Source organism: Ruegeria arenilitoris (assembly GCF_013035425.1).
GTDB classification, from domain to species: domain Bacteria; phylum Pseudomonadota; class Alphaproteobacteria; order Rhodobacterales; family Rhodobacteraceae; genus Ruegeria; species Ruegeria arenilitoris_A.
The window spans coordinates 203,536-226,572 of record NZ_WQHX01000003.1 but is presented as its reverse complement, the minus strand read 5'-3'; the positions used below and the strand labels follow the sequence as shown (position 1 = coordinate 226,572).

Sequence of the window (23,037 nt, the reverse complement as noted above, 5' to 3'; positions counted from 1 at the left end):
CACCACGGGCAGGCGAATCCGCGACCTACCCGACCGCACAGATTGGAGACGGAGCGATGAAACGCACCTTTCAGCCATCGAACCTGGTACGCAAACGCCGCCACGGTTTCCGCGCCCGCATGGCCACCAAAGCCGGCCGCAAGATTCTGAACGCACGCCGCGCACGCGGCCGCAAGTCGCTGAGCGCATAGTAGCGCCCACTGATAAGGTTCTAACGTATATGATGCCGCCGGAGGCCCCTGAGGATGGTATAAACCAACCCGGGGAAACGCCCCCGGCGGCTTCTTTTATTCCGTCTCCGCATCTTTCAGTAATAAAAAAACGTTCTGATTTTTTGAAAGCTGCCCGGGCACTCAGACAAGGCACCCCGACCATGATGGTGCAAGCGCGCCAGCGTACCGTGGGCGAGGCGGAGGGAATTCGTGTCGGCTTCACCTGCTCGAAGAAAGTTGGCAATGCCGTCGCTCGAAACCGAGCCAAACGCAGGATGCGCGAAGCAGCGCGTGAGGTTTTGCCCCAACTGGGCAAAGACGGATGGGATTACGTACTGATTGGTCGTGCCGAAGTCACCGCAGACCGACCGTTTACGGCGTTGCTGGACGATCTGAGACGCGCATTGGGCAAACTCCACGGGGCGCAAAAATGACTCTGTTTGCACATTTACTCGCTCTGCCTGTTCGCGCCTATCGTCTTGTTTTTAGCCCTTGGGTCGGATTCAATTGCCGATATCAACCGACATGCTCTGCTTATGCTCTGGAGGCATTGGAAAAGCACGGCGCCGTCAAAGGAACGTGGCTTGCAGCCAAGCGAATTGGGCGCTGTCACCCCTGGGGCGGCAACGGCTATGACCCGGTTCCAGAAAAGCATTCTGACAAATGAAAAAAGAGCGCACACTTGCCCGGTTGATCCATCTCCTGTAGGGGCAGCGCATGTTTGACGATGCAGACGATATCCATCCCCTTTTTGCGGGCGCTCCTTCGACCACCGAGTTCAAAAAGTTGCGCAAGCGAATTGTTCGTCAAACCCGCGAAGCAATCGAGCAATATGGCATGGTGGACCCGTCTGCACATGGCAAAGATGGTAAAACACCGCGCTGGTTGATTTGCCTGTCCGGCGGCAAAGACAGTTATACTCTTCTCGCCGTTCTCTATGAACTTAAATGGCGCGGTTTACTGCCGGTTGACCTACTTGCCTGCAATTTGGATCAAGGTCAGCCCGGATTTCCTGCAACGGTTTTGCCTGAGTTTTTGGACCGTATGGGTGTGCCTCACCGGATTGAGTATCAGGACACCTATTCTGTTGTCGTGGACAAGGTTCCCAAAGGTCGCACTTATTGCGCATTGTGTTCACGCCTGCGCCGCGGAAACCTTTATCGCATCGCGCGGGAAGAGGGGTGTTCGGCCGTCGTGCTTGGACATCATCGCGACGACATCCTAGAAACGTTTTTCATGAATCTGTTTCACGGTGGGCGTCTGGCGACGATGCCCCCGAAACTGGTGAACGAAGAAGGCGACCTGTTCGTTTATCGCCCACTGGCACATGTGGCAGAGGTTGACTGTGAGAAATTCGCCAAGTCTATGAACTATCCCATCATTCCCTGCGATTTGTGCGGAAGTCAGGACGGTTTGCAGCGGCAACAGGTCAAACAGATTCTGGATCAATGGGAAAAAAACACACCGGGCCGTCGTCAAGTGATGTTCAGAGCGTTGACCAACGCGCGTCCATCGCATCTTTTGGACTCGAAACTGTTTGATTTTATTAACCTGGCGACAGGTTCAAATAAAAATTCTGAAAATTCAGTCGAAATTCCTGACTTACGTTAACGACTGACTCAGATTGGTTTCCTACGGTTGAACGGAGCAACCCTGCCCTAGTCGAAGGCCGTAAGACCAATGCGGAAAATCCCGTTTGCTGTACGAACTCTGAATGCGCTTCGCACCGCGCTGTCAGGTCCACCGGCGCTGGCATTTGTGCCCGCTACCTGCCTGTCGGCTTTTTGGCTGGGGGGGGAGCTGGCATTGATGGCCGCTGCGCTGGGATTACCTTTAGCCTACGCAGCATTGAATGCTGCGGGTAGCCACTCTTTGACCGCGAAAGCAGCTGGTGCACGGCCCACCGGGGCGGTATCCACCGATGTTTTTCACGATGAAATCCAAGCTATTTTGCAACAGGCCAAAAAATCCGGAGAAAACGCCGCCTGTGTTGCCGTTTCCTTTGACGACTATCCAGCGATGTTAGACCTTCACGGCCATGCAGCTGCCGATCATGTGAGTTCGCAATTTGTTGACCGTGTTCTGGCCGTTATCCGAGGCCAGGACATTTTCACTCAGATCAAGCCGAACCGTTTTTTGATTGGTTTGCACCCTTCGGCTCAACTGGATTTGGAGGCGTGCGTTCAAATGTCTGGCCGCATACAAAACACGGTAGAGGAACCATTTTTGCTGAACGGAGCCAGCGTCTATATGTCCTGTTCAATCGGGTTTTGTATGCGGTCCAGCATCCCTGAGGCAGAACCGGAAGATTGGCTCGAGGCCGCTAATGCCGCCTTGGACGAAGCCCAGCGAAATGGCCCAATGACGATTCGTGCCTTTTCCTCGCAAACTCGCCGCAGGACATTGGTTCGAGCCAACTTGCGCAAAGACTTTGTAGCCGCACTCGACAATGGTGAAATTCGTCCGTGGTTTCAGCCGCAGGTCTCGACGGACACAGGAAACATAACCGGGTTCGAGGCGCTGGCACGTTGGGAACATCCTTCCAAAGGGATCATGGGTCCACAAATATTCTTGCCATTCGCCGAGCAAGCGGACCTGATGGGCCGCCTTGGGCAGGTTATTCGGCACCATGCATTTTCTGCCATGCAAACCTGGGACATGGGCGGCACAAAAATACCTCGGATAGGTGTGAACTTTGCTTCAGACGAACTTCGCGATCCAGGATTGATTGATCGTCTGAAGTGGGAGTTGGACCAATTCGATCTAACACCTGACAGGCTTGCGGTCGAAATCCTGGAGACCGTATTCTCCCGACGCCCAGACGACGTAATTACTCGTAACGTAACCGGGTTAGCAGCACTTGGCTGTTGCATTGATCTGGATGATTTCGGCACCGGGCATGCTTCGATCGCTTCAATAAAACGTTTTGATGTCTCTCGAATCAAAATCGACCGGACGTTCGTTGCCAAGGCTGATCAGGACCCCAGCCAGCAACAGCTTGTCAGCGCCATTCTGACCATGGCTGAACGATTGAACCTGGAGACCTTGGCCGAAGGGGTTGAAACCGCAGGCGAGCACGCTCTCATGGCGCAACTGGGTGCGGATCACGTTCAAGGGTTTGGAATTGGCAGGCCCATGCCGTTTGAAAAAGCTCAAATCTGGATTGGCTCTCACCAAGCGAAACAAAAGGGTGCCCCGGAAATTGGGCGGAAAACCGGATAAGATTCGCGGGTCCAGACCCACGAACTTAATGTCAGGGCGGATTCCGGGGCGATTCCACTTGACCTTTTGGGCTGCACTCTGTTGAACCCACCGGGTGTCTTTCACTGCGCAAGGTGGCTGTCCCCGATGGACGATCAGAATAAGAATCTAATCCTCGCAACCGCACTCAGCTTTCTGGTGATCCTCGTCTGGTTTGTATTGTTCCCCCCTCCGGAGCAGACCACAACCCAGGAACCCACCGAGATCAGCACCTCAGAGGTCGATGCGGTCCAGACGCCCAGCGCCGCTGGCACGACTGCAGTAGGCGAAGCAACAGCGGCGGCTGACGAAGTCCAACCAGAAGCGCAGGCACCTCGCGTTCAGATCGACACTCCTCGCCTATCGGGTAGCCTGTCCCTTTCAGGCGGTCGTATCGACGAGCTGTTTTTGAAGGATTACAAAGTATCCCTTGCGCCCGATGCTCCGATTGTCGAGTTGTTGTCGCCCGTGGGCGCGGAATCAGCTTATTATGCGCTCTACGGCTGGGCTCCCGGTTCCGGACTGGCTGGCACAGACGTTCCGGGGCCAAATACAATGTGGTCATTGGAACAAGGCGAGATCCTCGGTGTCGACACGCCAGTCACATTGGTATGGAACAACGGAAACGGGCTTACGTTCCGCCGTACCATCTCTGTCGACGAAGATTACATGTTTTCGGTCACTCAATCGGTTGAGAATGCAACCGGAGCAGAGGTGGGATTGGCGCCGTACGGCATTCTTGCGCGTCATGGCATAGGCGAAGACGGTGACCTGCCCGGCCTTAAGAATTTTTTCATCCTGCACGAAGGCGTTATCGGGATGGCCGACGGGACCTTGGCCGAGATTGACTATGGCGACGTGCGGGACTTCGACATTGACCCAAATGAAGGTGCGCAGGCCGAAGTTTTTCAGGTTAAGGAAGACGGTTGGATAGGGTTCACCGATCACTACTGGATGACCACCTTGATCCCTGAGCCCGGATCCGCATTCAAAGCAGCAGCAAAGTACGATGCCCGACGGAAAATCTACCAAACGGAAACCGTTCTTCCGACACTTACGGTTGAACCGGGTCAGTCAGCCGAAGTAACCACCAGACTTTTCGCCGGCGCCAAAGAGTGGGAAGCCATTCGGGAATATCAAGCCCAAGGCGTTCAAAAGTTCATCGACAGTATTGATTGGGGTTGGTTCTTTTTCCTGACAAAGCCGATTTTCTGGTTGCTTCACAATATCAACGTCCTGATTGGCAACATGGGTTGGTCAATCATCGGACTTACGCTGATTATTAAGGCAATTCTGTTTCCGCTGGCCTATAAGTCATATGTCTCGATGGCCAAGATGAAAGAGCTGCAGCCACAGATGGAGGCCCTGAAAGAAGCCGCAGGCGATGATCGTCAGAAGATGCAGCAAGGTATGATGGAGCTGTACAAGAAGGAAAAGGTGAACCCGGCCGCCGGTTGTTTGCCCATCTTAATGCAGATCCCGATCTTCTTCTCTTTGTACAAGGTTATCTTTGTCACAATCGAACTCAGGCAGGCTCCGTGGTTTGGTCCGTTCCGGGACCTTAGCGCGCCTGACCCGACGTCCATCATGAACTTCTTTGGCTTGTTGCCATGGGCGGGACCAGAACCCGGCACTTTGATGGCGACCATCTTCCTCGGTATCTTACCGCTGTTGCTGGGTATTTCGATGTGGTTGCAGCAAAAACTCAACCCCGCGCCAACCGACCCGACACAAGCAATGATCTTTGCTTGGATGCCATGGGTATTCATGTTCATGCTGGGCAGCTTTGCAAGCGGATTGGTCGTGTACTGGATTGCGAACAACACAATCACGTTCATACAACAGTATATGATCATGCGAAGCCAGGGCTACAAACCGGACGTTTTCGGCAATATCAAGTCCAGTTTCAAGAAAACACCTAAGACGGATGACAAATGAGCGGGCGGGTGACCGGTCTGTGGCGCCACCCCATAAAAAGCCATGGGCGAGAACCCTTAACTGACGTTACAGTGACCCCCGGGCAAACTTTGCCCGGGGATCGCGTTTGGGCAGTGGCGCACGAAGCATCTAAAGCAGATGGATCGGAATGGGTACCTTGTGCCAATTTCAGCCGCGGCGCGAAAGCACCCGGCTTGATGGCAATTTCCGCGAGATTGCGTGGTGATCAAGTAACGCTAAGCCACCCAAAACGCCCTGATCTGACGTTCCACCCGGACGAAGAGCAGGAAGTCTTTCTGGATTGGATCAAACCCTTAATGCCAAGCGACCGGGCCGCATCAACACATATCATACGCGTACCTGGCCGAGGAATGACCGACAGCGATTTCCCGTCTATCAGTCTTTGCAATATGGCTTCACATCGCGCTGTCGAACAAAAACTGGGGAAAAAACTTTCGGTTTGCCGGTGGCGGGGAAACATATGGTTCGACGGGCTGCCGTTATGGGAAGAATTTGACTGGGTCGGGCGTGACGTCCGGGTCGGTCAAGCTGTATTTCGGATCAAGGAACGAATATCCCGATGTCTCGCCACGACTGCGAACCCAGAGACGGGCAAGCGCGATGCTGACACTTTGGGCGCACTAAACAGTTGGAACCATCAGGATTTCGGCGTAAATGCAGAAGTGCTGGAAGGCGGCGAAATCCTACTGGGCGACAAGGTTGAGGTTCTGTGAAAATGCTGCAGTTCCCATTGGCCGAAGACCCCGACGCGATTTCGCGGGAAGCTGGACGCAAGTTTTTTGCCGGGCCTTCAGAATTCGTCAAGGGCGTCGTCGCCATGGACGGACTGCCCAGCCCAGACCGTATAGAAGTTTGTTTTGCCGGACGTTCCAACGTTGGAAAATCAAGCCTGATCAATGCGCTGACAGGTACTAAGGGGCTCGCCCGGGCCTCTAACACACCCGGTCGCACACAAGAGATCAACTTTTTCACGCAAGGTCCCGAACTTTATCTAGTAGACCTTCCGGGCTATGGGTATGCAAATGCGCCTCTCAAGGTCGTGGAAAAATGGCAGAAGCTGCTAAAACAATATCTGAGCGGTCGCCAGACACTGCGTCGGGCTTTTGTCCTAATCGATGCACGACACGGTGTTAAGTCAGTTGATGACGAGATCATGAAGCTTTTGAACGCCAGCGCGGTAACGTTTCAATGCGTTCTAACCAAAGCCGACAAAGTAAAGGTGAAGGATCGCGAAAAGGTACTGGAACAAGTCAGAGGAGCGCTTGCCAAACACCCAGCCGCTTTTCCTGAACTTGTTATGACGTCATCTGAAAAAGGGGACGGTATACCAACGCTTCGTTCAATCATCGCGCATCTGGAATAGCTTGGCCCTTGGCAGCGCCACCCAAAGCCCCTAACACGGAACGCCAGAGGGACCTAAGCGATGAAGACAAGAGACATGAACCGGGATTGGATCGCAACTGCAGCCACGCTAAACAGCGCATTGCCTTATTTGCAGCGCTATGACGGAGCCGTCGTAGTTATAAAGTTGGGCGGGCACGCAATGGGCAGTGACGAAGCAATGGAAAGCTTTGCCCGTGATGTCGTGTTGATGCGACAGGTTGGGGTAAATCCCGTTGTTGTCCACGGCGGCGGACCCATGATCAATGCAATGCTGGATAGGCTGAACATCCAGTCCGAGTTCGTCGGTGGCAAACGCGTGACCGACGCCGCGACAGTCGAAGTGGTCGAGATGGTACTATCTGGCTTGGTCAACAAGCGAATTGTACAAGCAATCAATTCGCAAGGCGGCATGGCAGTTGGCTTGTCTGGAAAAGACGCCAATTTAATGATCTGCGAACAAACGGATGCATCGCTAGGCTTTGTCGGATCTCCGTCAGAGATGAACCCCGAAATTCTGCACGATTTGTTTACGCATGACGTGATACCGGTCATCGCCCCCTTGGGCGCTGGCAAAGATGGGGAAACCTACAATGTAAACGGTGACACTGCTGCAGGAGCGATTGCGGCAGCATTAAAAGCGGACCGTCTTTTGCTTCTCACGGATGTATCGGGCGTCAAGAATGCCGCAGGCGATGTTGTCACAGAGCTCACAGCGGGTCAGATCCGTGAGATGACCCTAGCGGGCACCATTGCCGGCGGTATGATTCCAAAGACCGAGACGGCGCTGGATGCGCTTCACAGCGGTGTACGCGCGGTGGTCATTTTGGATGGGCGCGCGCCAAATGCTGTGTTGCTGGAACTTTACACTGAACATGGCGCGGGATCTCTGATCCGTCCGGATTAACCGATGACAAGGCTCAGCAATCATGGCCGATCAACTAAAAGTTTCGGGGTCTGGCGCACCATTCTCAAGCGTAGAACAAGCCGTTCTGGATGCACACCTCATCATCATGGGTGCGCTACACCCACGGCGAGTTGAAACTAAACGCTTGGATAGCGGTACATTGATACTTTTGGGCGCCGGGGAGGTTTTTTGGCCAGCTTTGAAGGCTTCTCCGGAGTGGAAGGACGGGCAATCAGATCCGGTCGATCGTTGGTCTAAACGTGTGATCAACGATTTGGCAAACGAACTTGGTGCGCGCGCCTATTATCCGTTTGGCGGACCGCCCTATGCTCCGTTCATTGATTGGGCGCTGAAATCTGGACGCACGTTCAGTAGCCCGGTCGGCGCACTGGTACATGACAGCGTTGGCATGATGATCTCTTTCCGAGGCGCGCTGCATTTTGCCAGTGAGTTTCCCATACCTAAGCCGATCAGCACTTCACCTTGCACCGATTGCCCAGCCCCCTGCGCATCTGCGTGCCCAGTCGGTGCGTTGAATTCTGACAGTTTTTACAACGTCGATGCATGCCATGATTATCTAAATACCGATGCCGGACAAACCTGCATGTCTGGCGGTTGCCTTGCCCGCCTTGCATGTCCATTGAGTGCTGGGTCAAAAAGGAAAGCAGAGCAATCCGCGCACCACATGCGAGCATTTCATCCATCATGACCCGCACTTTGATCCTGACACGCCACGCGAAATCCAGCTGGGGCACCCCAGCGTTGAGCGACCATGACCGACCGCTAAATAAAAGAGGTCGCAATTCCGCAGCGGCGATTGGCGAATGGTTGCGCGACAATAATTGGCTACCGGATGAAGTTCTGAGCTCGTCCTCGACCCGGACGCGTGAAACATGGGACAGGATTGGACTGTCGGCATCCAACGTCAACTTTACGCGCGATCTATATCTGGCTGAGCCTGAAGACATGCTGGTTTTGCTCGCAGCGGCAAGTGGAGAAACCGTGCTAATGCTTGGACACAACCCAGGGATCGCAGAGTTCGCCAGTTTGATCGTGCAAAAAGCTCCGCCGCACCCACGGTTCTTGGACTACCCAACCTGCGCCACTTCAATAATTCAGTTCGACATTCAAGATTGGTCGCGTGTTCGATGGGGCAGTGGCAAAGTTCTTGGTTTTGCTATTCCACGAGAATTGCTGGAACACAAAAGGCGGGGCTGAACCCCGCCTCTTTTGGGTATTTCACATGATTTAGTGGCCGAGAATTTGGCTGAGGAACAGCTTGGTCCGTTCACTCTGAGGATTATTGAAGAACTCTTCTGGCTCGTTCTGCTCCACGATCTGACCGGCATCCATAAAGATAACGCGGTTTGCGACCTGACGAGCGAACCCCATCTCATGCGTCACGCACAACATGGTCATGCCTTCTTCGGCAAGTTCGATCATGGTGTCCAGCACCTCTTTGATCATTTCTGGGTCGAGCGCCGAGGTAGGTTCATCGAACAGCATGATCCGGGGCATCATGCAAAGGCTGCGTGCGATAGCGACGCGCTGCTGCTGACCACCGGACAACTGACCCGGATACTTGTCAGCTTGCTCAGGAATCTTAACCTTTTCCAGGAAGTGCATCGCGCGCTCTTCAGCTTCCCTCTTAGGCGTTTTTCTTACCCAAATCGGCGCAAGTGTGCAGTTCTCCAGAATGGTAAGGTGCGGGAAAAGGTTGAAGTGTTGGAACACCATCCCCACCTCGGACCGGATCTTGTCGATGTTCTTCAGGTCGTTCGACAATTCGATCCCGTCGACAACGATCTTACCCTGCTGGTGTTCTTCCAGCGCGTTCAGACAGCGGATCAGAGTAGACTTACCGGAACCCGAAGGCCCCGCGATCACGATCCTCTCGCCCTGATTAACGGTCAGATTGATGTCCCTAAGCACATGGAACGATCCGTACCACTTGTTCATTGCGTTGATTTCGATGGCGACCTCGTCGCTCACCTGCATTTTGGAGCGGTCGATTTCGCGGTCAATTGCAAGTTCAGACATGCGTTGAACTCCTTAACGATGATCGGTGGCAAGGCGACGCTCGAGCCACTGTGAATATTGAGAAATGCCGTAGCAGACGACAAAGAACAGAAGCGCGGCAAAACCTAAAAGCTCCCAATAGACGCCGTTCCACTCGGTAGACGCCAGAATTGGGCCCCGGATCATGCCCACCAGGTCGAACATCGAGATGACCGAAACCAGTGTGGTGTCCTTAAACAGGCCAACAGCCACGTTCACGATACCAGGGATCGAGATTTTCAGCGCCTGAGGCAGAATGATCAGCCGCATTGCCTGCGGGTAATCAAGGCCCAGACTGTCTGCTGCTTCGTACTGCCCGCGCGGTAGGGCGGCCAGACCGCCTCGAATGACCTCAGCGATATAGGCTGCCGAAAACATGGTGATCATAATCACCACACGCAAGAACAGATCAACTGTGCTTTCCGGCGGGAAGAAATAAGCCAGCATCACCGACGCCACGAATAGCAGCGTGATTAGCGGCACGCCACGGATGAACTCGATGAAAATGACACTTACCCATTTGATTAATGGCATGTCTGATTGACGCCCAAGAGCCAGGGCAATGCCCAGTGGAATGGACAGCGACACACAGGTAACGCCAAGCATCATGTTCAGCATGAAGCCGCCCAGGTCACGGCTGGGAACAGCCGTCAGCCACGCGTTCTCGGAGGCTCCTTCGGGGATTAGAGCGCCGCCAACATTCCAGACGACCAGCGCGACAACGATTGCTCCAAAGAAACCTGCGGCGAAACTGTTCTTGCCAAACTTCTGGAACACAGCACCACCGGCAACACAGCCCAGCAGAGCCACGAGTGGAACCAAAATGGTGCCACCCCAGATCAGCCAGAAGGCCAAGAACGGGTAGAGCGCCGTGAACACCAGCATTTTGCGCGGCAAATCGAAGAATAGAACCGGCGCAAAGGCTACCAGCATCAGGATAAAGGCCAGATTTGGTCGCCAATAGGCATCAACGGGATATTTGAACCCGTAGATCAGTTGTGGCCAACGTTCAGTCAGCACCGCAAAACATGCGCCTGTCTTTCCATCCAGGATTTCTCGACACTCAGCCAACGAGTTAGCTTGCCAAACCCCGTTCAAGATCCACGGCAACGTGTTCTTGAGCAGAAGGTAAATCAGGATCAACGACAGAACGGTCAAGATAGTGTTCGTGACACCTGAAAACAGGTTTTCACGTAGCCACTTGACCACTCCGGTTTCTCGTGCCGGAGGCGGCGAAGGAGGAATTGTGCCTTCTGCCACGAATGCGATCGGGTTTGTTGTTTGATCGGCCATGGCTCAGCGCTCCTTCAACTTGACGGATGCGTTGTAGATGTTCATCACCATCGAGATCAGCAGCGAAGCTGTCAGATAGAAGAGCATCAATAGCAATACACACTCAATCGCGCGACCCGTCTGGTTCAGCGTGATACCGCCTAAGGTCGCAGTGATGTCGGCATAGCCAACAGCAATCGCCAGCGACGAGTTCTTGGTGATGTTGAGGTACTGAGATATCAGCGGCGGAATGATAACCCGCAACGCCTGTGGCAGGATCACAAGATTCATGACGCGCCCAGGACGCAGCCCCAAAGCAGCCGCTGCCTCTGTCTGACCTTTCGAGATCGCTTGGATGCCAGCACGGACGTTTTCCGCGATAAACGCGCCAGTATAAATCGAAAGAGCAAACCAAAGCGCGATAAGCGGACCGCCTACCTTAATACCACCGCTGAAATTAAAGCCTTTCAGCGCGGGAACGTCCCACGTGAGTCCCATTAGGAACATCAGGATGGCAAATGGGACCAGCCAAACAGCCAGATTCAAGATCATAGTCTTTGGCCGTTCACCCGTTTCTTCTTGCGTTTTTGTAGCGCGCCTGTCGATTTCACGGGTCGCAAACCACGACCCAACCAACACTGCCAGAACCAATAGCCAGTTCAATATAGTCGCGCCGAATAGGCCATTGGCAAATTCAGGCCGGGGAACATAAACACCACGGTTGGTGAAAGCAAACAGGTCAAACAGCATGCTGGAGGTCGGGTTTTCGCCCCGAAAGGCGCGAGGCCCCGGCAGCACCGCCGTCATGATCGTGAAAATGATGATGATCCAGATCAGAACCGGAATATTTCGGAAAATCTCGACGTAAATCGCCATCAGTTTTGAAACAAGCCAGTTATTCGACAGCCTCAGAACACCGGCGACCACGCCGAAAATCGTTGCTGTAATACAGGCTAGAAAGGCTACCAGCAGTGTATTTAGGATACCCACAACAGCCGCACGTCCGTGCGAAGACTGGCTATCATATTCTATCAAACGCTGGTTGATATCGTACCCGGAAGGATCCCCCAAGAACGAATAGGAAATGTTAAGGCCCGCGGCCCTCAGGTTCTGGATAAGGTTGTTGCCAAGATACCAGATACTAAGCGCAATAACGATGGCCGCGATCACCTGAAATGTTAACGAGCGATAGCGGGTATCGTTTATGAGCATCGACAACCGAAAATCAGCTTTCGGCGGGTCTGTCATGGTCGACATATTATGGAGTCCCCGTGGCTTGCGGATTCTTCTGTCTTGGCGGGGTTGACCCCACTCTGTATTTGTCCGCAGCTTTTAGTTACGAAAAGGGCGCAAGTTGCCCTGCGCCCTTTCCAATTGGTGTCTTAACGGAACGGCGGTGAGTACAGCAGGCCACCTTCGGTCCACTGCGCGTTCAGGCCGCGTGCCAGACCAATCGGCGTTTCCTCACCGATGTTGGTCGCAAAGATTTCACCATAGTTGCCGCCGGCTTTGATGGCTTTTGCAGCCCAGTCGGCGTCCAGCCCAAGCATCTCGCCCAAGGTGCCTTCGGTACCCAGCAGACGGTTGACTTCTGGATTGTTGGTTCCAGCTGCCATCTCGTCAATATTTGCCGAGGTAACACCCAGCTCTTCAGCCGAGATCAACGCGTTCAGTGTCCAACGTACAACGTCGCCCCACTCGTGGTCGCCGTGACGGACCAGCGGACCCAGAGGCTCTTTCGAGATGATTTCGGGCAGCAGTACGTGATCACCAGGGTTTTCGAACGTAGCGCGAGTCGCCGCCAGGCCCGAAGCATCAGTGGTGTAAACATCACATGCACCAGCCAGATACTGTTGCTGCGCTTCTGCGTTTGTTTCGATCGGGACCGGCTCATAGCTGATGTTGTTCGAGCGGAAGAAGTCCGCCAGATTCAGCTCGGTGGTGGTGCCGGTCTGGATGCAGACGGTTGCGCCATCCAGTTCCTTAGCCGAGCTGACGCCCAGTGCCTTGGGAACCATGAAGCCCTGACCGTCATAATAGTTAACGCCAGTGAATTCGAATTTCAGATCGACGTCGCGGCTGAATGTCCACGTGGTGTTACGGGCCAGCATATCGATTTCGCCCGAAGCCAGCGCGGTAAAGCGTGTTTTACCAGTGGTTGGAACGAATTCCACAGCGCTGGCATCGCCCAGAACAGCAGCAGCAACTGCGCGACAAAGCGAAACGTCAAAGCCTTTCCACTCGCCATTTGCGTCTGGTGCCGCAAAGCCGACCAGACCAGTTGTAACGCCGCAGTTCAGCTTGCCGCGCGCTTTGACATCGTCCACGGTACCCGCCGCAGCTGCACCGGCAGCCAGACCGGCAATCGTTGCCGCGCCCAAGATTACGGATTTTTTCATTTTTACCTCTTCCTGATTTTCCGTCCCTTTCTAGGGACAGTTCGATCCGACATTTTCATGCCGGAAAGGTTATCCAAAAGGTGTCTCCCCTTTAGTGGCCTGAGTTTGGGCGCATTCATTGACAAACGTCAAGGGCAGGATCAAGTAAATCGATGAGTCAGAGGCACAGGTTTTTGTTGTCACGCACTAAAAACGCGCAACAAGGATCAAAAAGATAGATCAAAGAAGCGTTTGGCGTGCAAAAAGGCGGCCCTTTTTGTTTCCGATACCGCGTCTGCCTCATCATCATGACCCCATTGTTCTATCTGCCAAAGCTCGTCCAACCGGGAAATTGTCCAGATTTCCGATGCCTCGCGCCAGCCGTGTGCCGCCGCAAACCCCAGGATCAATGACCCCGATAGACTGACAAGATCGTGAAAAGCCGCCAGTTTGAAGGCATCCAGCGCATGGACTTTCTTCCGTAAGGTTTCAACAGCTTCAGTAGGTTGCGGCTGATGCAATACGCCAACTACCGGATACAGGCGAGCACCCAAGGTATCGGCCGCCCAGTCCAACGCTGGGTCCCATTGTTCAGCTTGGCGCATTTGCAGCGCCTCTGGATGCGTGGCGCGATAACAGAGCAAGTCCGAATCGCCATAATCGGCAAGCATGTCCGCTACTTCGGCATGTTGAATACGCACCTTATCGATTGCTGCATTGGCAGAACGGGTAAAAGGCATCGTGTTTGGATCCACGACCTTTTCTTGCGCATCCCATTCTTCGGCAACGGCTTGCGCCATAGCACTCGTGGGCAGTATTAGCCCTTCCTTTGCCGGGGTTCTGACACGCCGACCATCAAGCTCAACGGTGAACCCGTCTTCTGTCTGGACAACGACACTATCGGTCCAGAAACGTTTCGGTTTCCAATCGCTCATGCCATTTATTCCCAAATCTCGGCCAGCACACTCGGCAAAAGGTCAAAACTGTCGATCACAGAAACTGCTGCTGTAAGCGATGACCGATGGTGATACCCCCAACTGACGCCGATGCCAGCCACCCCAGCAGCAGACGCCATTTCCATGTCAAAACTGGTATCGCCAATCATTGAGGCGTTTTCCGCAGCGACTCCTGTTTCTGCCAGCGCTGTATTTATCATCGAAGGGTGTGGTTTCGACGGATGGTGATCGGCAACCTGCCGGGTCACGAAAAACCGTTCAAGATCATGTGCTTCCAATAAAGCGTCCAATCCACGCTGCGACTTTCCGGTTGCAACGCCCAGCAGGATTTCCGGCACTGAATGCAACGTCTCAATAACCTTGCGTGCTCCTGGATAAAGCGGTGAATTGGCTGCACCCTTCTCCAGCCTGTTCGCATGATAGGCTTGTTTGTATCCTTCAACCAGACGTTCCTGTACCTTTAGGGAATGTTCCGGCGCCAACTGGCTTATTGCCTGCGGCAATGACAAGCCCACAATCGACAGCGTCTCGGAGCGAGGCGGGGCGTTCAATGAAAGCGCCTCGAAACTTGCTGTCATGGCGGAAACGATGCTGCCTTGGCTATCGACCAGGGTGCCATCGACGTCAAACAGCACCAGCCGCAACGGAGCGGTCATTGCAACTCCTCAAACGGGTCGTCCGCCGCTAGATCTTCGGTCCAGCCAAGTGTGTCCCAACTGCTTTTCATATGATCCGGCAGAGGGGCCGAGATGGTTATTGGCTTGTGTGCCACCGGGTGTTCAAAGGACAGAGTCCGCGCATGGAGGTGCAGTTTTCGGCTGATAATTCCACCCAGTTGCGCACCCCAACCATCGCCTAGGTTCTCCTGGCCCGATCCTCCGTATTTCCCGTCACCGATTATTGGATGGCCAATAGCTGCCATGTGTGCCCGCAATTGATGCGTGCGGCCTGTTACAGGTTCCAATGCGACCCAAGCCGCACGACCCGCAACGCGGTAAAGAGTGGCATAAAGCGTATGTGCGCGCTTGGCACCCGAGGTGGTGTCAATTTCATTTAAGTGAACGGCGATCATCTTTTCGCCTTCACCTTGCTTACCGTGACCTGGAGCTTTAACCAGCCCAGTCTTGATCTCACCCAGATATGGTGTTGGGACGCCCGCGACCAGCGCCCAGTAAATCTTACGAGTATTGCGGTGGCGGAACGCGGTCGTCAGCCCTTTGGCCGCCTCTCGCGTACGCGCCATCAGCAAAACACCCGAAGTGTCTTTATCCAGCCGATGTACCAGGCGTGGGTTTTCTTCAAAACCGAATCTCAACGCTTCGGAAAGGCCATCGACATGGCGCGTTTGTCCGCTACCGCCCTGCACCGGCAACCCGTGAGGCTTATTTAGCGCAAGAACGTGATCGTCTCGGTAGATCACGCAGGATTGGATCATCTTGGCATCAGACTCAGAAATTCTTTTTTTGGTTTCCGTCGGTTTGTGATCTGCATCAGGCAACGGTGGGATACGAACAACTTGACCCGTTTCCAATCGGGTCGAAGCCTTAACCCTGCCTCCGTCGACGCGCAATTCACCCTTGCGGCACATTTTTTCAATGCGACCTTGGCCGACATGCGGAAACAATCGACGCAGCCAACGATCCAAGCGCTGGTCGCTGTCTCCTTCTGCAACAGTGACGATTTGCACGCCAGTCATGCCATTGTCCCTTATTTCAAACGGCAAACGCGTTCGAATTGAATCTAAAATATCCCGCACGGAAACACGCGCGTCTCTCGCCTGCATCGTTCAAAGAGTCAAGTCAGCCTTGATCAGAGTTCCGCTGCGCTCGCAACTTACCGAAATACTCCAGACGCTTCTTTAACTCGCGCTCAAAACCGCGTTCTACCGGCTGATACAGGACCGGGCGTTTCATATCGTCGGGAAAGTAGTTCTGACCGGAAAATCCGTCTTCGGCATCGTGATCGTAAGCGTACCCTTCCCCATAACCCTGATCTTTCATTAGGGACGTTGGCGCGTTCAATATATGCTTTGGCGGAGGTTCACTGCCCGACTGCTTTGCAAGCCGCGTCGCCGCCTTATAGCCCATATAGGCCCCGTTCGATTTCGGCGCCAAAGCCAGATAGATGAGTGCTTGCGCCAAAGCCAATTCACCCTCAGGAGAACCCAATCTTTCGTATGTCTCCCAGGATTGAAGGCAAATTGCCTGGGCTTGTGGGTCGGCAAGACCAATATCCTCGACCGCCATCCGGGTGATCCGACGCGCAAGGTATCTGGGGTCTTCGCCACCGTTCAGCATTCGGGCCAACCAATAAAGGGCCGCATCGGGGTCGGACCCTCGGACCGATTTATGCAGCGCCGAGATCAGATTGTAATGCTCGTCTCCAGACTTGTCATATTTGGCAGCCCTTCGCATCAAGCGCGTCGACAGGGCATCCGGATCCAGAGGCCTATCAACTGACCACGCCGCGATCTGTTCGATCAGATTTAGCAACGCGCGCCCGTCGCCATCTGCCATCTCTTGCAGCGCATCTCGCGCAGCCGGGTTCAGCGGCAATGCGCGTCCAAGTTCTTTTTCAGCCCGTTGCGTCAAACGTTCCAAATCCGCAAGACTCAAGCGTTCCAGAACCAAAACTTGCGCTCTGCTCAGCACCGCGGCGTTTAACTCAAACGACGGGTTTTCAGTCGTGGCCCCAACCAACAAGATCGTGCCATCTTCCATATGTGGCAGAAACCCATCCTGCTGCGCCTTGTTGAAACGATGTATTTCGTCGACGAACAACAATGTGCCTTGACCGTTTTGCCGACGGATTTTCGCAGCCTCGAAAACCTTTTTCAGGTCTGGCACCCCTGTAAAAATCGCACTGATCTGAACAAAGTGTAGATCGGTTTCCTGCGCAAGAAGTCGCGCGATCGTGGTCTTCCCGACACCCGGAGGTCCCCAGAATATTAGGCTGGACAAACTACCCGCAGCCAACATGACGCCCAACGGTGCTTCTGGTCCAAGCACTTGTTCCTGTCCGATCACATCGCTCAGCGATTTTGGCCGCAACCTATCGGCCAGCGGTCGGTGTGGTTCTTCGGCAGGTTCGGACTTTCCTGTGTCGAATAAATCAGTCACAGATCACAACCGAAACCGAAGGGATAAAGAACGCCCGCCACGTTGAATACTCATGTTCAATCTGCGCCCAGGATCGGTCAAAGCGCTAACAACGTCGCCCGGGCGCTCCATTTCTGCGCCATTTATAGCATTCAGAACGTCGCCGACCCGCAAGCCAGCACGACCACCGTAAGGGCCGGGATCTACGACGACCACGCCTGTCTGCGAAAGAGCCAATCCAAGGCTTGTAATCATAATGGGATTTACTCGGGCAACTTTTAAACCGGGCAATACAGTTTTATCGTCAAGAGACGTTTCTTCTGCCGCTGGCTTGTCCGGAGCCTCAATCAGGTCTACTTCAACTTCTCCGCTCACGCCGTCCCTTAGTCGCGTTAAGATGGATGTTCCACCAACACCCGATACAGACATGCGGAATTTCATTTCAGCGGGGGAGTTGACCTCATCCCCATCGACATGGGTCACCACATCACCTACACGCAACCCGGCGTCAGCCAGTGGGCTGAGAATGTGTAAATCGGAGATGACCACGCCTTGTGGGATAGTAATGCCCAGCGACTCGGCGATATCTGCGCTCATGTGCTGCCCGGCCATACCAGCCCACGGGCTGACAAAGTTCGAATTGCCAGCACGTGCCTGTTTCAGAAATTCAGCAACCAGATTGGCAGGTATGGCAAAACCAATACCATTCGAACCACCGGACCGCGTTAGGATCGAGGTATTAATTCCGATCAGTTTCCCATTCACATCGATCAAAGCACCACCGGAGTTGCCGGGGTTAATTGCAGCGTCGGTCTGAATGAAATACCCGCGCGCGTTACCGGTTGCGGTTCCTGTCCGTGCCAAACCTGAGATAATGCCTGAGGAAACCGTCTGCCCCACCCCGAATGGATTGCCAATTGCCAACGCCAACTCGCCCACTTCCACATGATCCGAGTCGCGCATTATTAGGTAAGGAAGGCTATCAGCTTGCTCCAATCTCAAGATGGCGATGTCGCTTTCTTCGTCTCCCAGCACCACTTTAGCCGAAAACTCGCGCCTGTCCGTAGTGACCACGCGGATTTCCGTGGCAGATCCGACGACATGATAGTTCGAAACGACAAATCCGTCTTCGGTCAAAATTACTCCAGAACCCAGCGAATTTTGAACACGAGGCCTTGGGGCGCCAAAATCACGGCCAAAAAACTCTTGAAAGAACGGGTCTGAAAAGAAAGGGTTTGCACCACCCTTCCTCACGATTTTTGCGTAGATATTGACAACGGCTGGTGCTGCTTGCTTGACGACAGGCGCGAAACCCAAGGAAATTTCGGACTGCGTCTTCGGTACTCGGGTTTCTGCCGTGGCCATAGTGGCGCATGCCAATGACAAAACAATAAGTGTCGCGCGAAACATGGATACCTCAACCGATATTGTTCAGGTGGATATGCGCTCCACAAGCCAGTAATGCAAGCGAGGACAACCGATGGGCACGTCTACGAGGCCGCGGTTCATGACAGCGGCGCTGGCCCCAACAACTGAATTCACACAACCGATTTTAGTCCAGCACAACCTATGATGTTGCAAGCAGCGGACAAAGATCTCTTACGTTTCTGAATTTCAGCTTATTCAACCGGTGACCAATCTGGGCCCGGATCATAGGTCGAAATTTCAGCTGTTAAGTTAAGCGTATCCGGGCCGAAGTCGGCCTCGAAAACGACCCCGTTTTCACCAACCAGGAACGAGTGGACACCCGTTTCACCATATTCAGACGGGACCGCCAGCAGTGCGTGCCCAGCCAAGAACAAGTCGCCGACATAATAGGAATAAGCCCCACCAGGAGCGTTTGGTCCCTGACCTTGCAAGATTGTATAATAGTAACCAAGGAAGGGTTCAGCTTCATAGTCGGCCTCGCCATCGCTCCACCCTGAGGCCGCAGCACGCGCCAGTGCTGCTCCCACGAAACTATCTTCCTCAGGCCAGAACAGCCCGTTTCTTTCCCCTGGATCGGCGATGATAGTTCGTGCAAACTCCATAACTCCATCACCGTTATGATCGATCAACCGGAACGCAGCCTGAAGATCGACATAAGCCTCAAGCAAGTCGATAACCTCGAGTTCGTTCAAACCGATCTCACGGGCGGACAGTTCTTCGACCCCGGCTTCGAGATCGAATTGCCATCCGTTTTCAACTCTTGAAATTGGGATCGGGAAGGGCCAACTGTCTTCACCCAGCAGAAGAACTACCCCTTCACCCTCGGGCTGAAAGCGGTACCCTTCGGCGTACATTTCAAGCACTTCCTGCCTTGTTTCCCGCTCTTCCACAGGTTCACCCGTGCCAATCAATTCTTCAGCTTCGGACCCAAAAATCTCCAGAAGTTTTTCTTGATCGCTCGCCCTCAACGCTTCGACAAATGCGTCCAGAGCTGTCTGCGGGGTATCAAACCGAGCTCCATCCGACAGCGCCGGGCCAGCGGCGGCGACAAGGAGCAAAATAGAAAAAAACGACTTACGCATCTTACCGTCTCCGCTTTCCTTTGGCCGCGTGCCCACGTTTGGACGCACTATGTGTTCTGCTACCCGACGCTTTTTTCTTCATCGCCCGCCCCTTGGATGCCGAAGGTTTACGTTGCGGCGCCGCCGCTTTCTTTACTGGCGGTTTCTGAGCGGTCTTTGGTCTTTGCGCCACATTCTTTTTCCCGGCATCTGGCCGTTGTTTGGTGCGATCAATAGCTTGTTGTTTGGCCACAGCCTTATCGCGGTCAACATTGCCTCGATTAACCTGCGGCAGGTTACCGTTTCCATCTGCCCGATTGGCAAGCGCACCACCTGCCACCGCACCAGCGCCTGCTCCAACCGCAGCTGCCGCCGCCCGGTCTCGCGCGGCTCCATCTCTGCTGATATCTGCGGCTCCGGACTCTCGGCTCAATTTGGCACGCAACTCATCTGTGCGCCCCTCAGGGCGGTTGACTGGCAGATCGCTACGACCGCCTTCGGGTCTTTTATGATCCGCGATCTTGTTGCGCGCCTGTTGTTGACGATCCGGATCGGGTTGCCACCCATTCTTTGTTCGGTCGCCCAAGTCTATGTCATTACCGATGTTGACGTTTCCATCGACGTCTATGTCGATGTCTGGGTTTCTGTAGATAGGACCACCGTCCCACCCCCCGCAATTTCGGCATCCCCAATAATCATACCAATCGTCGTCATCGTCAAAAATCTCATCAATCAACGCCACGGTGCCGAAGGTCAGCAAAGTCGCGCCGAGTACATCTCCAGCCGAAGGCCCTGTGTAGACGGTCTCTGGGTTGTATTGGGGCACATAGACCGTTTCGGTGTTTGTGGGTGTGATTACGACTGTTTCATCTTCGGCCACTTCGACGGTTTGCTCAGGCCCTGAAACCAATGCACCGCTGTCGATTGCCTGATCCCGCATCACCTGAACTGCGTCCAACACGTCATCTGACTGGGCCAGCATGGCGGTACCTACCGTTTCGGTCCAATCAATATGCGTTGCCATTTGTCCAACGACTTCGGGAAAAGCTGTCGCTAAGACAGCTACAGAAGGATCCCATCCCATCGCTTCTATTTCAGGTTCCAGTTCTGCAGGGTCACGATCAGCGTTATCAAGCAAATAGCGCTCGGCCTTGACAATCTCCAATGGCTGCGTGGCGGCGACAAAGATCTGTATTAGCAACGTGTCGGGGTAAAGAGCCACCGGGGCGACTAAAGTTTGCAGTTCGGCATCTGTCAAAAGATCAGATGGCGCTGCTTCAACATTGTCGGATGCTTCTTGCGCATAAAGGGCACTAGATGCGCCGATACTGAGCGCAATTATTAAATATCTGAACATATTGCGATCCCTCAATTTCTTGAAGGATCACTCAAAATCTCGATTCTGGCAACAGGACGACAGTAAGCCTTAGGCACCTGAAAAAACAAAAAGACCCCGCGATTAAAACGCAGGGGCCTTCTGATCGTGCCAGGTTCTATTACTCTTCGTCAGCCGCCTCTTCCGCAGCGACGCGTGCTTTGTCAGCAGCGCCCTTGGCGTCCAGATCACGATCAACGAACTCGATGATCGCCATTGGGGCCATATCGCCATAGCGGAAACCAGCCTTCAGGATGCGGACATAGCCGCCCTGACGCTCGGCGTAACGAGGACCAAGAACTTCGAACAGCTTTGCAACGTCCTTATCTTCCTTCAGCTGCGACGCTGCCTGCCGGCGGGCATGCAAGTCACCGCGTTTGCCAAGGGTGATCAGTTTTTCAACGATCGGACGCAATTCCTTAGCTTTGGGAAGTGTCGTCTTGATCTGCTCATGTTCGATGAGAGAACCGGCCATGTTCGCAAACAGAGCTTTTCGGTGCTCGTGAGTACGATTCAGGCGGCGATAACCACGTGCGTGACGCATTTTTTAGTTCCTTCTTTCAATTTTGCTTTGTCTGGCCGGCGATGCGTGTCATCGGCTCTCCTTGGGGCGGAAGTGCCCAGAACGTCCCCGGCAACCCGGGCATAGGCGAAGACGCGCTTAAAACGCGTCTTCGAATTTCTTGGCCAGATCTTCGATGTTGTCGGGCGGCCAGTCTTCGACATCCATACCGAGGTGCAGACCCATACCGGAAAGCACTTCCTTGATCTCGTTTAGCGATTTGCGGCCGAAGTTCGGAGTGCGCAGCATCTCGGCTTCGGTCTTCTGGATCAAATCACCGATGTACACGATGTTGTCGTTCTTCAGACAGTTCGCCGAACGGACCGACAGTTCAAGTTCGTCCACTTTCTTCAGCAGCAGCGGGTTAAATTCCAGACCATCATCTTCATCTTGGCGACCGGCTGCCTCTGGTTCGTCAAAGTTGACAAATATCGACAATTGGTCTTGCAAAATACGCGCGGCAAAGGCCAAAGCATCTTCTGGAGTGATCGATCCATCGGTATCGATCTTCAGGGTCAACTTGTCATAGTCCAGAACCTGCCCTTCGCGGGTAGGCTGAACATCATAGGCAACCTTTTTGACCGGAGAGTAGATCGCATCGATCGGGATAAGACCGATGGGAGCATCCTCGGGTTTGTTCTTTTCGGCTGAGACGTAACCCTTGCCAGTGTTGACAGTCAGCTCCATAAACAGGTCCGCGCCATCGTCCAAATGGCAGATGACATGGTCCCGATTGAGAACCTCGATACCGGCACTTTCACTAATGTCGCCTGCAGTAACAACGGCAGGGCCTTTGGCGTTTATCGACAGGCGCTTGGGACCTTCGACTTCCATACGTAGGGACACGCCTTTTAGGTTCAGGATGATGTCGGTGACGTCTTCACGCACACCCGCAACCGACGAAAACTCGTGCAAAACGTTGTCGATCTGGACACTTGTGATAGCGGCACCCTGTAGCGAGCTCATCAATACACGACGCAGTGCGTTGCCCAAAGTCAGACCAAATCCACGCTCCAACGGCTCGGCAACCAGAGTTGCCTGACGCGCAGGATCATTACCCGGTTTACCGTCAAGCTGGGTCGGTTTGATCAATTCTGCCCAATTCTTATGGATCATGTAATCCCTCCATTCCTGTCCGCGCCCCATGACCA

General features: G+C 53.9%; 24 protein-coding genes. 11 read left to right on the top strand and 13 right to left on the bottom strand.

Going from position 1 to position 23,037, the window contains the following annotated elements; all coding sequences use genetic code 11:
- Positions 1-56: 56 nt before the first annotated feature.
- From rpmH to GOV45_RS10155, 11 genes are all read left to right on the top strand, one after another.
- On the top strand, positions 57-191 hold the full coding sequence (gene rpmH / locus GOV45_RS10205; protein ID WP_012177012.1) for a 50S ribosomal protein L34: 135 nt from the start codon (positions 57-59) through the stop codon (positions 189-191).
- 29 nt (positions 192-220) lie between these two features.
- Positions 221-646, top strand: coding sequence for a ribonuclease P protein component (gene rnpA, locus GOV45_RS10200; RefSeq protein WP_170477013.1), 426 nt, complete (start codon positions 221-223; stop codon positions 644-646).
- Complete coding sequence (gene yidD / locus GOV45_RS10195) at positions 643-879, top strand: membrane protein insertion efficiency factor YidD (RefSeq protein WP_170477011.1); 237 nt, start codon at positions 643-645, stop codon at positions 877-879. Before rnpA ends, yidD begins: the two co-directional genes overlap by 4 nt.
- 50 nt (positions 880-929) lie before the next feature.
- Positions 930-1,823 carry a tRNA 2-thiocytidine(32) synthetase TtcA gene (gene ttcA, locus GOV45_RS10190; RefSeq protein ID WP_170477010.1) on the top strand — a complete coding sequence of 298 codons (894 nt, stop codon included), beginning with the start codon at positions 930-932 and terminating at the stop codon, positions 1,821-1,823.
- 69 nt (positions 1,824-1,892) lie between these two features.
- Positions 1,893-3,434: a putative bifunctional diguanylate cyclase/phosphodiesterase gene (locus GOV45_RS10185; protein WP_170477008.1), complete on the top strand. Its 1,542-nt coding sequence runs from the start codon at positions 1,893-1,895 to the stop codon at positions 3,432-3,434.
- A gap of 126 nt (positions 3,435-3,560) precedes the next feature.
- Positions 3,561-5,390, top strand: coding sequence for a membrane protein insertase YidC (gene yidC / locus GOV45_RS10180; RefSeq protein WP_170477006.1), 1,830 nt, complete (start codon positions 3,561-3,563; stop codon positions 5,388-5,390).
- Positions 5,387-6,124, top strand: coding sequence for an MOSC domain-containing protein (locus tag GOV45_RS10175; RefSeq protein ID WP_170477005.1), 738 nt, complete (start codon positions 5,387-5,389; stop codon positions 6,122-6,124). Before yidC ends, GOV45_RS10175 begins: the two co-directional genes overlap by 4 nt.
- Before the next feature lie 2 nt (positions 6,125-6,126).
- Positions 6,127-6,774: a ribosome biogenesis GTP-binding protein YihA/YsxC gene (yihA, locus tag GOV45_RS10170; RefSeq protein WP_170477004.1), complete on the top strand. Its 648-nt coding sequence runs from the start codon at positions 6,127-6,129 to the stop codon at positions 6,772-6,774.
- Positions 6,775-6,834: 60 nt separating this feature from the next.
- Entirely contained in the window at positions 6,835-7,698 is an 864-nt protein-coding gene (gene argB, locus GOV45_RS10165; protein WP_170477002.1) for an acetylglutamate kinase, read from the top strand.
- A gap of 22 nt (positions 7,699-7,720) precedes the next feature.
- Positions 7,721-8,407, top strand: a complete 687-nt coding sequence (locus tag GOV45_RS10160; protein WP_170477000.1) for a ferredoxin — start codon at positions 7,721-7,723, stop codon at positions 8,405-8,407.
- Complete coding sequence (locus tag GOV45_RS10155; protein WP_170476998.1) at positions 8,404-8,916, top strand: SixA phosphatase family protein; 513 nt, start codon at positions 8,404-8,406, stop codon at positions 8,914-8,916. The genes GOV45_RS10160 and GOV45_RS10155 overlap by 4 nt, the downstream gene beginning before the upstream one ends.
- Positions 8,917-8,946: 30 nt before the next feature.
- Here GOV45_RS10155 and GOV45_RS10150 read toward each other — a convergent pair whose 3' ends face one another.
- From GOV45_RS10150 to GOV45_RS10090, 13 genes are all read right to left on the bottom strand, one after another.
- A complete protein-coding gene (locus GOV45_RS10150) occupies positions 8,947-9,738 on the bottom strand; it encodes an amino acid ABC transporter ATP-binding protein (RefSeq protein ID WP_170476996.1) in 792 nt (263 codons plus the stop codon).
- Positions 9,739-9,750: 12 nt separating this feature from the next.
- Positions 9,751-11,049, bottom strand: a complete 1,299-nt coding sequence (locus GOV45_RS10145) for an amino acid ABC transporter permease (RefSeq protein WP_170476994.1) — start codon at positions 11,047-11,049, stop codon at positions 9,751-9,753.
- A 3-nt stretch (positions 11,050-11,052) separates the two neighbouring features.
- Positions 11,053-12,285, bottom strand: a complete 1,233-nt coding sequence (locus GOV45_RS10140) for an amino acid ABC transporter permease (protein WP_170476993.1) — start codon at positions 12,283-12,285, stop codon at positions 11,053-11,055.
- A gap of 125 nt (positions 12,286-12,410) precedes the next feature.
- Positions 12,411-13,427, bottom strand: a complete 1,017-nt coding sequence (locus GOV45_RS10135) for an amino acid ABC transporter substrate-binding protein (RefSeq protein WP_170476991.1) — start codon at positions 13,425-13,427, stop codon at positions 12,411-12,413.
- 206 nt (positions 13,428-13,633) lie between these two features.
- Positions 13,634-14,341, bottom strand: coding sequence for an ATP12 family chaperone protein (locus GOV45_RS10130; RefSeq protein WP_170476989.1), 708 nt, complete (start codon positions 14,339-14,341; stop codon positions 13,634-13,636).
- A 5-nt stretch (positions 14,342-14,346) separates the two neighbouring features.
- Positions 14,347-15,018 (bottom strand): HAD-IA family hydrolase, encoded by a 672-nt coding sequence (locus tag GOV45_RS10125; protein WP_170476987.1) that lies wholly within the window; start codon positions 15,016-15,018, stop codon positions 14,347-14,349.
- Entirely contained in the window at positions 15,015-16,058 is a 1,044-nt protein-coding gene (locus tag GOV45_RS10120; RefSeq protein WP_170476986.1) for an RluA family pseudouridine synthase, read from the bottom strand. The genes GOV45_RS10125 and GOV45_RS10120 overlap by 4 nt, the downstream gene beginning before the upstream one ends.
- 103 nt (positions 16,059-16,161) lie before the next feature.
- On the bottom strand, positions 16,162-17,481 hold the full coding sequence (locus GOV45_RS10115; protein ID WP_170476984.1) for a replication-associated recombination protein A: 1,320 nt from the start codon (positions 17,479-17,481) through the stop codon (positions 16,162-16,164).
- 3 nt (positions 17,482-17,484) lie between these two features.
- Positions 17,485-18,870 (bottom strand): trypsin-like peptidase domain-containing protein, encoded by a 1,386-nt coding sequence (locus tag GOV45_RS10110; RefSeq protein ID WP_170476982.1) that lies wholly within the window; start codon positions 18,868-18,870, stop codon positions 17,485-17,487.
- Positions 18,871-19,079: 209 nt separating this feature from the next.
- The gene (locus GOV45_RS10105) at positions 19,080-19,970 is read right to left on the bottom strand and encodes a DUF2950 family protein (RefSeq protein WP_170476980.1); all 891 of its coding nucleotides are present in this window, start codon (positions 19,968-19,970) and stop codon (positions 19,080-19,082) included.
- Position 19,971: 1 nt separating this feature from the next.
- Positions 19,972-21,306 carry a DUF3300 domain-containing protein gene (locus tag GOV45_RS10100; RefSeq protein WP_170476979.1) on the bottom strand — a complete coding sequence of 445 codons (1,335 nt, stop codon included), beginning with the start codon at positions 21,304-21,306 and terminating at the stop codon, positions 19,972-19,974.
- A 139-nt stretch (positions 21,307-21,445) separates the two neighbouring features.
- Entirely contained in the window at positions 21,446-21,868 is a 423-nt protein-coding gene (rplQ, locus tag GOV45_RS10095; protein ID WP_170476977.1) for a 50S ribosomal protein L17, read from the bottom strand.
- Positions 21,869-21,985: 117 nt separating this feature from the next.
- Entirely contained in the window at positions 21,986-23,002 is a 1,017-nt protein-coding gene (locus tag GOV45_RS10090; RefSeq protein WP_170476975.1) for a DNA-directed RNA polymerase subunit alpha, read from the bottom strand.
- Positions 23,003-23,037: the final 35 nt, after the last annotated feature.

Bases quoted from the DNA above. Each gene is read 5' to 3' on its own strand.
- rpmH (WP_012177012.1), top strand. From the start codon at position 57: ATGAAACGCACCTTTCAGCCATCGAACCTGGTACGCAAACGCCGCCAC.
- rnpA (WP_170477013.1), top strand. From the start codon at position 221: ATGATGCCGCCGGAGGCCCCTGAGGATGGTATAAACCAACCCGGGGAA.
- yidD (WP_170477011.1), top strand. From the start codon at position 643: ATGACTCTGTTTGCACATTTACTCGCTCTGCCTGTTCGCGCCTATCGT.
- ttcA (WP_170477010.1), top strand. From the start codon at position 930: ATGTTTGACGATGCAGACGATATCCATCCCCTTTTTGCGGGCGCTCCT.
- GOV45_RS10185 (WP_170477008.1), top strand. From the start codon at position 1,893: ATGCGGAAAATCCCGTTTGCTGTACGAACTCTGAATGCGCTTCGCACC.
- yidC (WP_170477006.1), top strand. From the start codon at position 3,561: ATGGACGATCAGAATAAGAATCTAATCCTCGCAACCGCACTCAGCTTT.
- GOV45_RS10175 (WP_170477005.1), top strand. From the start codon at position 5,387: ATGAGCGGGCGGGTGACCGGTCTGTGGCGCCACCCCATAAAAAGCCAT.
- yihA (WP_170477004.1), top strand. From the start codon at position 6,127: ATGCTGCAGTTCCCATTGGCCGAAGACCCCGACGCGATTTCGCGGGAA.
- argB (WP_170477002.1), top strand. From the start codon at position 6,835: ATGAAGACAAGAGACATGAACCGGGATTGGATCGCAACTGCAGCCACG.
- GOV45_RS10160 (WP_170477000.1), top strand. From the start codon at position 7,721: ATGGCCGATCAACTAAAAGTTTCGGGGTCTGGCGCACCATTCTCAAGC.
- GOV45_RS10155 (WP_170476998.1), top strand. From the start codon at position 8,404: ATGACCCGCACTTTGATCCTGACACGCCACGCGAAATCCAGCTGGGGC.
- GOV45_RS10150 (WP_170476996.1), bottom strand. From the start codon at position 9,738: ATGTCTGAACTTGCAATTGACCGCGAAATCGACCGCTCCAAAATGCAG.
- GOV45_RS10145 (WP_170476994.1), bottom strand. From the start codon at position 11,049: ATGGCCGATCAAACAACAAACCCGATCGCATTCGTGGCAGAAGGCACA.
- GOV45_RS10140 (WP_170476993.1), bottom strand. From the start codon at position 12,285: ATGTCGACCATGACAGACCCGCCGAAAGCTGATTTTCGGTTGTCGATG.
- GOV45_RS10135 (WP_170476991.1), bottom strand. From the start codon at position 13,427: ATGAAAAAATCCGTAATCTTGGGCGCGGCAACGATTGCCGGTCTGGCT.
- GOV45_RS10130 (WP_170476989.1), bottom strand. From the start codon at position 14,341: ATGAGCGATTGGAAACCGAAACGTTTCTGGACCGATAGTGTCGTTGTC.
- GOV45_RS10125 (WP_170476987.1), bottom strand. From the start codon at position 15,018: ATGACCGCTCCGTTGCGGCTGGTGCTGTTTGACGTCGATGGCACCCTG.
- GOV45_RS10120 (WP_170476986.1), bottom strand. From the start codon at position 16,058: ATGACTGGCGTGCAAATCGTCACTGTTGCAGAAGGAGACAGCGACCAG.
- GOV45_RS10110 (WP_170476982.1), bottom strand. From the start codon at position 18,870: ATGTTTCGCGCGACACTTATTGTTTTGTCATTGGCATGCGCCACTATG.
- GOV45_RS10105 (WP_170476980.1), bottom strand. From the start codon at position 19,970: ATGCGTAAGTCGTTTTTTTCTATTTTGCTCCTTGTCGCCGCCGCTGGC.
- GOV45_RS10100 (WP_170476979.1), bottom strand. From the start codon at position 21,306: ATGTTCAGATATTTAATAATTGCGCTCAGTATCGGCGCATCTAGTGCC.
- rplQ (WP_170476977.1), bottom strand. From the start codon at position 21,868: ATGCGTCACGCACGTGGTTATCGCCGCCTGAATCGTACTCACGAGCAC.
- GOV45_RS10090 (WP_170476975.1), bottom strand. From the start codon at position 23,002: ATGATCCATAAGAATTGGGCAGAATTGATCAAACCGACCCAGCTTGAC.